This is a genomic window from Aquirufa regiilacus (genome assembly GCF_032470275.1).
GTDB classification, from domain to species: Bacteria; Bacteroidota; Bacteroidia; order Cytophagales; family Spirosomataceae; genus Aquirufa; species Aquirufa regiilacus.
Window position 1 is genome coordinate 407,210 of sequence record NZ_JAVNWW010000001.1, and the last position, 11,247, is coordinate 418,456.

Here is an 11,247-nt window from a genome sequence, read left to right on the forward strand (position 1 = left end):
CTATGTAGTTTTAAGAAAAAATAATTACCATGTACAAACACGTATCTTATCTCTGGGATGATGCCAAAGCGGCTGCACTCGCAGGGAATGAAGTTGACTTATTTATCTACCGTTCCAACATCTTAGGTGCGGATTTACGCATCACGAATTATGGCGGAGGAAATACCTCAGTCAAATTGCAGGACAAAGACCCGTTGACAGGTACAGAAACCGAAGTGATGTGGATCAAAGGTTCCGGTGGTGATATCGGGACATTGAAGAAGTCGGGCTGCGCGGCCTTGTACGTGGATCGTTTACGTTCGTTGACAAATGTCTACCGCGGTTTGGAACACGAAGATGAGATGGTGGAATTGTTCAATCATTGCATTTTTGATTTGTCATCCAAAGCGCCTTCGATCGATACACCTCTGCACGGATTCTTGCCTTTCAAACACATTGATCATTTGCATCCCGATGCCGCCATTGCGATTGCTGCGTCGAAAGATGGGGAGCAAATTACGAAAGAGCTTTTCGGCGGATTAATTGGCTGGGTAGGTTGGCAACGTCCAGGCTTCGATTTGGGCTTACAATTAAAAGCCTGTTTAGACGAAGCAGCTTCACGCGGTGTGCAATTGCGCGGCATCATGTTAGGTTCACACGGCTTGTTTACTTGGGGAGATACCTCGTACGAATGCTACGTGAATACGTTAGAGGTCATTGAAAAATGTGCGGATTACATTGAATCGAAAACGGCAACCGTTTTTGGCGGTGCTCGGATGTCTTCGTTTTCTGCAGAAGAAAGAGCTGCAAAGGCAGCTGCCTTAGCACCTGTTCTTCGCGGATTCTGTTCGTCGCACGTTCAAATGGTGGGACACTTCTCCGACGATGAACGCGTGTTGCAATTCATTAATTCGAATGATTTAGATCGTTTGGCACCTTTAGGAACTTCTTGTCCGGATCACTTCTTGCGGACGAAAATTTCGCCTTTGGTCTTGGGGTCGGATGTTTCCGTGGAGGCATTGACTCCTTTGTTCGAAGATTACCGCATCATGTACGGATCGTATTACGATTCTTGCAAACACGCGAATTCCCCCGCGATGCGTGACCCGAATCCGGTTGTTATTTTATACCCGGGTGTGGGTATGTTTACCTTTGCCAAAGACAAACAAACTGCCCGCGTTGCCGCCGAATTTTATACGAATGCCATCAACGTGATGCGTGGCGCGGAGGCGATTTCATCTTATACTTCATTACCTCGTCAGGAGGCTTTTGATATCGAATATTGGTTGTTGGAAGAAGCAAAACTCCAACGCATGCCAAAACCAAAAGCCTTATCTGGCCGTGTCGCATTTGTGACTGGATCCGGTGGGGGAATCGGAAAGGCAATTGCTAAAAAGATGGCGCAAGAAGGCGCCTGCGTGATTTTAAATGATGTGAACGCGGATCGTTTAGCGGAGGCGAAAGCGGAGTTTATTGGCTTATTCGGGAAAGATGTTGTTTCGACAGTCATTGCCGATGTGACCAATCAGGAATCGATTGAGGCAGCGATGAAGCAGACTTGCTTGGATTTTGGTGGGGTGGATTTGATCGTAAATAATGCGGGGATTTCTATTTCAAAAGGGATTTTGGAGCATACCCAAGCAGATTGGGATAAATTATATGATATTTTAGTGAAAGGTCAATACTTGGTTTCGCAGGCGGCGATTGCCGTGATGCGCAAGCAGGGTTTAGGTGGCGACATCGTGAATATCGTGTCTAAAAATGCTTTTGTTGCGGGACCGAATAACGTCGGTTACGGCAGTGCGAAAGCAGCGCAGGCGCACATGACACGTTTATTAGCCGCTGAATTAGGACCGGATCATATCCGTGTGAATACGGTGAATCCAGATGCGGTCATCGCGGATTCGAATATTTGGGCAGGCGGTTGGGCCGAAGGTCGCGCCAAAGCCTATGGCATCACCGTGGCTGAATTGCCAGCCTATTACGCGAAACGTACCCTATTAAATGAATCTATTTTGCCAGATGATATTGCCAATGCATGTTTTGCATTCGTGGGAGGCTTATTGAATAAGTCGACGGGAAATGCGCTAAACGTAGATGGTGGTGTAGCCGCTGGATTTTTAAGATAAGAACCATGAATATTTCGAATCATAACGAGGCATTATTAGCCCAACATACCCGCAGACTGGATTTCTTGAAATCCGAGGTGAACTTGCCAGCTGGCATTTTACAGAAATTAAAGGATTTTCAAATCGCGATTCCTTCTTGGGCTTTAGGCACGGGAGGAACCCGTTTTGGCCGCTTTTCCGGCGGAGGCGAACCGCGTAATTTGGAGGAAAAAATCGCGGATGTGGGTTTGTTGCATGCTTTAAATCAGTCATCGGGTGCGATTTCGCTGCACATTCCTTGGGATATCCCTACGGATCCTGCGGCGATTCGTACGCTCGCAGCCCAACACGGTTTAGCGTTCGATGCGGTGAACTCAAATACCTTTCAAGATCAAGCTGATCAAGCGCATTCCTATAAGTTTGGGTCTTTGCAACACGTTTCTGCGGCAACTCGGAAACAAGCGATTGTTCACAACATTGAGGTGATTAAACACGGCGTTGAACTCGGTTCCAAAGCTTTAACTGTTTGGTTATCTGATGGTTCTTGTTTTCCAGGTCAGTTGAACTTCCGTCATGCCTATGAACGCACGGTGGATAGTTTGCGTGAGATTTATGCGGCGCTACCTGCCGACTGGTCTTTGTATTTGGAATACAAAGCCTATGAGCCGAACTTCTATTCGACGACCGTGGGTGACTGGGGTGCGTCGTATTCGATGGTAAATAAACTAGGTCCGCAAGCGAAGACTTTGGTCGACTTAGGTCACCATTTACCCAATGCCAACATCGAGCAAATCGTATCGATCTTATTGATGGAAGGTAAATTGGGTGGTTTCCATTTCAATGATTCGAAATATGGCGATGATGATTTGACGGCAGGTTCGATCAAACCCTATCAGTTGTTCTTAATCTTCAATGAATTGGTAGACGGAATGGATGCCAAAGGAATGAATCATGCGAAAGATTTAGGTTGGATGATCGATGCTTCACACAATGTCAAAGATCCCTTAGAAGATTTATTGCAATCCGTGGAAGCGATTCAGATTGCTTATGCACAAGCGCTATTAGTGGACCGAAAAGCTTTAGAGGCGGCTCGTGAAGCGAACGATGTGGTGCGTTGCCAAGAAATTTTACAAGCTGTGTTCCGTACGGATGTGCGCGCACTAGTTGCTCAAGCACGTTTGGAATTAGGTGGAGCTTTGGATCCGATCGCCTTGTTCCGTCAAGAGAAATTGCGTGATCAATTAATCAAAGCACGTGGTGCGAAAACGGTCGCGACAGGATTGTAAAATATGAGCGTTAAAACACCTGTCATCGCGGTATTTGATATCGGAAAGACCAATAAAAAGGTGTTTCTGTGGGATACTTCGTTTCAGATTGTGTTTGAGAAACAACAGCATTTTGCAGAGATTGTAGATGAGGACGGCTTCGCTTGCGAAGATTTGGCAGCGCTGCAGCAGTGGATTGTTTCGACTTTTACGGAGATTTGCCAAATGCCTGAATTCGAATTGATCGGTTTGAATTTCTCGGCCTATGGCGCGTCGTTTGTTTATGTCGATCGGATGGGAGAACCTGTGGCGCCTTTGTATAATTATTTGAAACCTGCTACAGTGCCATTTCCCTATGCGGATTTTGGCGGTGAGTCGGAATTTGCTCGTAGGACGGCATCGCCTATCTTGGGCAATTTAAATTCGGGTTTGCAGGTGTATGCTGCGACTTATAAGCTTTTTTGGCCGGAAGTGTTTCAAGCCTTGCATTTACCTAATTACTTAGCTTCGCTTTTCACAGGGCGGTTTCTTTCAGAAATCACATCCATCGGTTGCCATACGGCGCTTTGGGATTTTGATTTAGGTCAATATCATCATTGGGTTTCAACCATCGAAGATCGTTTGGCACCCATTTCTTCTGTCGCTTTTGAGGAAATTGATGGCATCCATTACGGTTTAGGATTACATGATTCCTCGGCTGCTTTGGTTCCTTATTTACGGAGTATTTCGGAGGATTTTGTGCTTTTATCAACCGGTACTTGGTGCATTGCGATGCATCCGTTCAATGATTCGCCCTTGACTTCTAACGAATTGGCGAATGACGTCTTGTGTTATTTACAGCCAAACGGAAAGTCGGTCAAAGCATCTCGCTTGTTTGGAGGACATTTTCATGAGGAGCAGGTGGCTCGGTTAGAGCAGCATTTTGGGGGATCGTACAAGGATTTGAAATTTTCAGACGAGGTGTATGTATTAAAACCGAAAGCATCTTCCGTTTTCGAATGTTCCTTCGCTTCGCGAAATTTAGATGATTTTACAGATTTGGCTTCGGCGTATGATCAATTCATGGTAGATTTGGTAGGCCAACAAATCTTTAGTTTGAACCTATTGTTGAAAGATGCATCGGTCAAACAATTGCTTGTCGATGGCGGTTTTAGTAAAAACGAATGGTACATGCGCTTGTTGGCACATGCCTTTCCCAAACTAGAAGTTTATGCCGCAGAAGTGGCACAAGCAAGTGCTTTAGGTGCTGCTTTGATGGTTTACAAGGGAGAAATCCCTAAGAATTTAATTCAATTGAAACGATATTAGGATGCGCGTTGCCCTGTTTGTTCCATGTTACATTGACCAATTCTATCCGCAGGTTGCGGTGGCGAGTTTGGAATTGTTGGAGAAGCTGGGTTGCGAAGTCATCGTACCTACAGACCAAACCTGTTGTGGCCAACCGATGGCCAATTCCGGTTTTGCCTCGTCTACTGAGGGTTGTGATACTAATTTTACTAACAATTTTGCCGGTTTTGATTACATCGTGGGGCCATCCGGTTCTTGCGTGTTGCACCTGAAGGAACATCATCCTTCAGAGAAAATACGGAATTCGGTGTTTGAGATTTGCGAGTTTTTGACGGACGTGCTTCGAATCACGTCTTTATCAGCGAAATTCCCACATCGAGTCGGATTGCACCAAAGTTGCCACGGCCAACGTGGTTTGCGTTTAAGCTCGATGTCGGAGCGAAATGAAAAGCCCTTCTCAAAATTAGAAGATTTATTAAGTCTGGTGGATGGTATTCAAATTTCAAAGCCAGAACGTGCAGATGAATGCTGCGGTTTTGGTGGAACCTTCTGCGTAACAGAAGAAGCCGTTTCCGTGAAAATGGGACAGGATCGCATCAAAGAACACGATGCGAATGCAGTAGAATATATTGTGGGGGCGGATACTTCGTGCTTGATGCACATGGAGGGGATATTGCGCCGACAAGGTTCAAAGGTTCAGGTAAAACACATTGTCGAAATATTGAATCATGGGTAATCACGCGGAGGCTTCGGAGAAATTTATTGCGGATGCTGAGCGAACCGACTGGCATGATGAGACCTTGTGGTTTGTCCGTGAGAAGCGGGATAAGGCGTCTAAGGTTTTACCCGAATGGGAAGCGTTACGGGAACATGCCTCACAAATCAAGGACCATACCTTAGCGAATTTAGGCAGTTATTTGCAAGCCTTTGAGGCCAGAGCGCAAGCGAATGGCATTAAAGTGCATTGGGCTGCAGATGCTGCGGAACACAACGCGATCGTTCACCAGATAATTGCCGATCAAGGTGCTAAAATCTTGGTGAAGAGTAAATCCATGTTGACGGAGGAATGTCATCTGAACGATTATTTGGCAAATAAAGGTATCGAAGTGGTAGATACCGATTTGGGTGAACGCATTGTCCAATTCCGCCACGAAGCGCCGAGTCACATTGTTTTGCCCGCGATTCACTTGAAAAAGGAGGATGTGGGGGAGACCTTTCATCAACATTTAGGAACGCCCAAAGGAAATAAAGATCCACAATTTTTAACGGAGGCGGCCCGCCAACATCTTCGTGGTCATTTTCTGGCTTCAGAAGTTGCCATCACGGGTGTCAATTTTGCTATCGCAGAAACGGGCGAATTTGTGGTTTGTACGAACGAAGGTAACGCGGATATGGGGGCTCATTTGGCCAAAGTTCATATCGCCTGCATGGGCATCGAAAAAATTATTCCTAAACGGGAAGATTTAGCTGTGTTTCTACGATTGCTTGCTAGAAGTGCTACCGGGCAATTAATCACGACGTATTCGTCGCATTTCCATCAACCACGCGAAGGTCAGGAAATGCATATTGTTTTGTTGGACAACGGTCGGACGCGTCAACTCGCCGATCCGAAATACAAGAATTCCTTGAAATGCATTCGCTGTGCGGCTTGTTTCAATACTTGTCCGGTTTACCGTAGAAGCGGGGGACATAGCTATCACCAGCCAGTTGCGGGTCCTATTGGCTCTATTTTGGCGCCCAATATTGATAAAAAAGCAAATGCTGATTTGCCTTTTGCGAGCACACTATGCGGTTCATGTTCCAATGTATGTCCGGTGAAGATCAATATCCATGAGCAATTGTGGTTTTGGCGCCAAGACTTGATGGCAGCTGGATTAGCACCAGTTAGCAAATCGATTGGTATGAAATTGATGGCCTTCGTATTAGCTCATCCGGCAGTTTACAGGGTAGGAGGGGCACTGATGCGAAGATTTGCACCCATCTTAAATACGCGTTTAAATCCTTGGTACAAACAGAGGGAAATGCCGGTGGCACCCAAGGAGAGTTTTCAAGCATGGTATAAAAAACGATGAGCGCAAGAGATCAAATATTAGGTAAAATCGGTTCACAAGACACGGTCAAACATCCAGGAGTTTTTCAGGGAGCTTCGGAGGACTTTGATTTCAGGGCTTCCTTAGAAGTTGTGGGAGCCCATGTTGTTTCACAAGAAGAATTAGAAAATATTTTTCCGGGTCGGCGACGCTATGACTCGACCTTGGATGGTTTGAGTTTAGCGGAGATAGAGGTCCTGGAGATTGATGGTGCGTTTGGGGTTGCGGAGAATGGGGCGATTTGGTTAACCGAAGAAGCCTTACCTCATCGGGTGGCGCCGTTCATCTGCCAACATTTAGTCATTCATGTTTCTAAAATCGTTCCGAACATGCATGCCGCATACGAGGAATTAAAAAAGCCGAGCTCGAGTTTTGGTTTGTTTTTAGCCGGTCCATCGAAGACCGCAGATATTGAGCAATCGCTCGTGATTGGTGCGCATGGCGCTCGGAGTTTAACTGTCGTGATCAGAAGTTGATCGCTGCCGGGGTCGTAGACTCCCCGTCAGCGTCAACTTTTTCGAAGCGAAAGATACCCGTTTATTCATTCAGGAACTTGATTATTTTCATGGAAAGCTGATATTTTGGCTTGTTTTGCAGTACTTTGAGGGTGGTTTGGGGTGACGCTGCCGGGGTCTGCGACCCCGGCAGCGTCTATCAGAAAAATTTCCTATCTTGGGTCGCAAAACCTATTTAATTATGTCAGTTTCAAGAAGAAAATTCCTGGGTCAATCCGTCCTTTCCTTAGCAGCTTTCAGCATTGTACCCCGCCATGTGCTCGGCAAAGGCTTTATTGCGCCTTCCGACCAACTCACCAAAGCGATCATCGGTACCGGAGGCATGGGCCGCGGACATATTCCCTATGCGGGAACGAGAGTCGTTGCCTTGTGTGATGTCGATAAAAAAAACCTACAACTCGGATTAGATAAAGTAGAGAAAGGGGTGAAAGCCTTCTCCGACTACCGTGAAATGATCCAGCTTCCTGAAGTTGATATCGTGCACGTGGCAACTCCACCGCATTGGCATGGCATCATGGCAGCAGATGCGGCGCGCGCGGGCAAGGATGTTTGGTGTGAAAAGCCGATGACCCGTACAATTGGAGAAGGTCAGAAATTAAAAGAAGCCATTCAGCAACACGGTCGTATATTCCGATTGAATACTTGGTTCCGTTTTGAAGGGAATTTCTACGGATTAAACTGTCCTGTGAAACCCATGAAGAAATTAGTGGATTCAGGTCTTTTGGGATGGCCTTTAAAATTTACCGTCAGCAAACACACGGGTTTCGACTGGAAATTCTATTGGGTAGGTAAAACGGATTTGACGCCGCAGCCCATTCCGCCTGAATTAGATTACGATGCTTGGCTCGGGCCAGCGCCCTATAAACCTTACAACGTTCATCGTACCCATCAAACCTTCCGAGGTTACTGGGATTACGACGGGGGAGCCTTAGGTGATATGGGCCAACATTACATGGATCCGATTCAATATATGCTAGGTAAAGACAACGAAAGCCCGGTCTACGTTGAGGTGGATGCCCCCGTTCAAGATAAAGATGCTGTCGGAATCTTCAATCGCATTACCTATACCTATGCAGACGGATGCCAAATTGTTTTAGATGGCGAAGCCAAAGACGAAAAAGTTGCCTATATCGAGGGACCCAAAGGTAAATTATACCGCAATTTCAAGTCGGACATCCCCGATTTAGAACGGAGATTAGCGGAGTTTCCGGAACCGCCGGCCCAACAAATTGATTTTGTGGATTCGGTGAAAAATAGGACGCAATTCGCTTTGAATGAAGATAACGGTCATCGTTCATGTACACTCATCAACATGGGTTTAATCGCGATGCGTTTGCACCGAAATCTTAAATTTGATCCCATTAAACAAGTATTCATCGGTGATCCTGAGGCGAATAGCCTGATTAATCAGCCGATGCGTGCACCCTATATTCTTTAATGCTCATGAAATATCTATTCTTACTTTTCATCAGTTTACAGGCTTTTGCACAAAGCACCCGTGAACAACAATTGAATTTTCGTACGCAAGGAGCAAACGCTGCCTTGAAAACGGCTGCTTATGCGAGTAAGGGCCTATACGAACCGACTCAATCAACTGAAGCGTACATTTTAGCAAATGCCAAAAACATCGCGGAGTTGAAAGCCTTTCTTCGTGCAGACCTACCTGAAGCGACGCAATGTCAAATCATCAGTCTGATTGCCAAGCAAGATGAAAGTATCTTGCTGGCGAAGTATCCAAATTCAAAACCACAAGTAAGCGCTTTTATTTTGAAGCAATTGTTGGCTAAACCGCGCACAAACATCTCGTTGAAATCCTGGGATGCAGCGCATCAAAAAGCCTTCATTATTGCCGTTGGGACCTATAAAGCAAGCTGGGCTTTGCCGTTCATTCAAAATTCGAATTTCAAAACGGAACAGATCATTGCCCAGTTACAAGTTCAAGGAGCTAAAGGCTTGCCAGCTGTTTGGGACCTATTGAAAACCAATCAAGTAGATGCACAAAAAATTGCCGACCTAAGTACCACATTAGCGGCAAATGTGTTTTTAACGGAAAAGCTGAAGGCTTATGACCAGGCGTCAACAGCACAAAAAACGGTTTTCTTGACCTATGGAAGCGGTCGAAGATGGCCTGAGGTGAAAACCTTGGTTTGGCGTGCCGTGCAATCGAATCATCCGGAACGTGCGGCTGGTTTTGCTGCATTGACATCTTGGGTGGAGTTGAAAGATTTTGATCTGATTGCTGAAAAATTGTCCATTGCGCAATTGCCGAATGAAGTTAAAGCATTGCAAAATTGTATGGCCCAGCTTGTAAAACTGGATGGCACGCGCAATAGTAAAATCACCGCATTTGCACTTTCTGCCCCTCAAATAATCAATTGGGTTCCTTTCGTTCAGGAAGTAGCCAACTTGGATTGGTTGTACGCCCTAGGAAAGAAAAATGAAGAGGCGTTGAGTGCCTTTGTGCGAATTAACGGAAAGGCATTTTCGAATGTCGATCAACAAGTTTTGCGCTACCGCAATGCCTTGGATTTGACACAAAACTTAGAAACACGGGAACAGATTTATAAAGGATTAGCGAAATGCAATTCGTTATCGGCTATGCGGACTTTGTATTTGGGATTGAAAGAACCCAATATCAAGCAAATCGCCGTGGATGGATTAGCTGCCTTATATGTAGCCAGCCCCGATTTTCAAGGACAAATGACAAAAGAATGGGTTTTGGAAAATCAGTGGCAAATCTCCGACGGAGCCATTCGCGATCAGGTAATGAAGAGCAATCCAGTCCGAGGATTTTATACGATGTACAATGGCATCGATTTACGCGGATGGAAAGGTTTAGTTGCTAACCCAGTGAAGCGCAGATTAATGTCTGCGGATACCTTGGCCTTATTACAGCTAAAAGCGGATAAAGTTATGCAAGCTGGTTGGGAGGCGAAAGGAGAGGAATTGCATTTTACGGGTCATGGCGAAAATCTTTGCTCAGTGAAGGATTACCAAGATTTTGAAATGTTTGTGGATTGGAAAATCGAAAAAGAGGGTGATGCGGGACTTTATTTACGCGGTTCGCCTCAGGTTCAAATCTGGGATATTTCACTGACACGCGTAGGAGCTCAAGTAGGTTCAGGAGGTTTGTACAACAACCAGATCAATCCAAAGAATCCTTTGAAAGTGGCCGACAATCTTGTGGGTGAATGGAATACGTTTCGTGTTATGATGCGTGGAGAACGCGTAACGGTCTACCTGAATGGAGAATTAGTCGTAGACAATGTCATTTTAGAAAATTATTGGGATCGTAAAATTCCGATTTTCATCAAAGATGCGATAGAATTACAGGCACATGGTAACCACATTGTTTACAGGAATATTTATGTCAAAGAATTAGTACCACAGCCCACTTACAAGCCTGAAGAGATTGGTTTTGAGCCTCTTTTTGATGGCTCTTCCTTGTTCCAATGGACGGGAAATACGACCGATTATGTGCCTGTGAATGGAGAATTGGTGGTTGACCCGAAACGCGGAGGAAAAGGAAATTTGTATACCAAAAAGGAATACGGTGACTTTCATATGAAATTTGAATTCCAGTTGACCCCTGGTGCCAACAACGGTTTAGGCATTCGTACACCACTAGATGGTGATGCAGCTTACGTAGGTATGGAATTGCAGATTTTGGACAATACCTCACCCATGTATGCCAAATTACAACCTTATCAATACCACGGTTCTGTGTATGGAATCATTCCTGCAAAACAGGGATTCTTGAAACCAGTAGGCGATTGGAATGAGGAAGAGGTCATCGCGGAAGGGAATCACATCAAGGTTATATTAAATGGTGAAATAATCACGGATGGCGACATTGTGCTAGCCACCAAAAATGGAACTCCGGATCATAAAGAACATCCGGGTTTGTTAAACAAAACGGGACATATTGGGTTTTTAGGTCATGGTTCACCCTTGAAATTTAGAAACCTACGTATTAAAGAAATCACTAAAAAGAAAAAATAGT

At 45.3% G+C, this 11,247-nt stretch carries 8 protein-coding genes; all 8 read left to right on the plus strand.

Going from position 1 to position 11,247, the window contains the following annotated elements:
* Nucleotides 1–29 precede the first annotated feature (29 nt).
* The 8 genes from PQG45_RS01750 (at nucleotide 30) to PQG45_RS01785 (ending at nucleotide 11,246) form a co-directional block, all read left to right on the plus strand.
* Nucleotides 30–2,108, plus strand: a complete 2,079-nt coding sequence (locus tag PQG45_RS01750; RefSeq protein WP_315575788.1) for a bifunctional aldolase/short-chain dehydrogenase — start codon at nucleotides 30–32, stop codon at nucleotides 2,106–2,108.
* A 5-nt stretch (nucleotides 2,109–2,113) separates the two neighbouring features.
* The gene (locus PQG45_RS01755) at nucleotides 2,114–3,373 is read left to right on the plus strand and encodes a TIM barrel protein (RefSeq protein ID WP_315575786.1); all 1,260 of its coding nucleotides are present in this window, start codon (nucleotides 2,114–2,116) and stop codon (nucleotides 3,371–3,373) included.
* 3 nt (nucleotides 3,374–3,376) lie between these two features.
* Nucleotides 3,377–4,660 (plus strand): carbohydrate kinase, encoded by a 1,284-nt coding sequence (locus tag PQG45_RS01760; protein WP_315575784.1) that lies wholly within the window; start codon nucleotides 3,377–3,379, stop codon nucleotides 4,658–4,660.
* A 1-nt stretch (nucleotide 4,661) separates the two neighbouring features.
* On the plus strand, nucleotides 4,662–5,375 hold the full coding sequence (locus PQG45_RS01765; protein WP_315575783.1) for a (Fe-S)-binding protein: 714 nt from the start codon (nucleotides 4,662–4,664) through the stop codon (nucleotides 5,373–5,375).
* The gene (locus PQG45_RS01770; protein ID WP_316070189.1) at nucleotides 5,368–6,711 is read left to right on the plus strand and encodes a lactate utilization protein B; all 1,344 of its coding nucleotides are present in this window, start codon (nucleotides 5,368–5,370) and stop codon (nucleotides 6,709–6,711) included. Before PQG45_RS01765 ends, PQG45_RS01770 begins: the two co-directional genes overlap by 8 nt.
* A complete protein-coding gene (locus tag PQG45_RS01775) occupies nucleotides 6,708–7,205 on the plus strand; it encodes a LutC/YkgG family protein (protein ID WP_316070190.1) in 498 nt (165 codons plus the stop codon). The genes PQG45_RS01770 and PQG45_RS01775 overlap by 4 nt, the downstream gene beginning before the upstream one ends.
* Nucleotides 7,206–7,425: 220 nt before the next feature.
* Nucleotides 7,426–8,682 carry a Gfo/Idh/MocA family oxidoreductase gene (locus PQG45_RS01780; protein ID WP_315575778.1) on the plus strand — a complete coding sequence of 419 codons (1,257 nt, stop codon included), beginning with the start codon at nucleotides 7,426–7,428 and terminating at the stop codon, nucleotides 8,680–8,682.
* A gap of 5 nt (nucleotides 8,683–8,687) precedes the next feature.
* Nucleotides 8,688–11,246 (plus strand): 3-keto-disaccharide hydrolase, encoded by a 2,559-nt coding sequence (locus PQG45_RS01785; protein WP_315575776.1) that lies wholly within the window; start codon nucleotides 8,688–8,690, stop codon nucleotides 11,244–11,246.
* The last annotated feature ends 1 nt before the right edge of the window (nucleotide 11,247 follow it).

Coding starts and splice junctions, on each gene's coding strand:
- PQG45_RS01775 (WP_316070190.1), top strand. CDS start 6,708: ATGAGCGCAAGAGATCAAATATTAGGTAAAATCGGTTCACAAGACACG.
- PQG45_RS01750 (WP_315575788.1), top strand. CDS start 30: ATGTACAAACACGTATCTTATCTCTGGGATGATGCCAAAGCGGCTGCA.
- PQG45_RS01755 (WP_315575786.1), top strand. CDS start 2,114: ATGAATATTTCGAATCATAACGAGGCATTATTAGCCCAACATACCCGC.
- PQG45_RS01770 (WP_316070189.1), top strand. CDS start 5,368: ATGGGTAATCACGCGGAGGCTTCGGAGAAATTTATTGCGGATGCTGAG.
- PQG45_RS01760 (WP_315575784.1), top strand. CDS start 3,377: ATGAGCGTTAAAACACCTGTCATCGCGGTATTTGATATCGGAAAGACC.
- PQG45_RS01765 (WP_315575783.1), top strand. CDS start 4,662: ATGCGCGTTGCCCTGTTTGTTCCATGTTACATTGACCAATTCTATCCG.
- PQG45_RS01785 (WP_315575776.1), top strand. CDS start 8,688: ATGAAATATCTATTCTTACTTTTCATCAGTTTACAGGCTTTTGCACAA.
- PQG45_RS01780 (WP_315575778.1), top strand. CDS start 7,426: ATGTCAGTTTCAAGAAGAAAATTCCTGGGTCAATCCGTCCTTTCCTTA.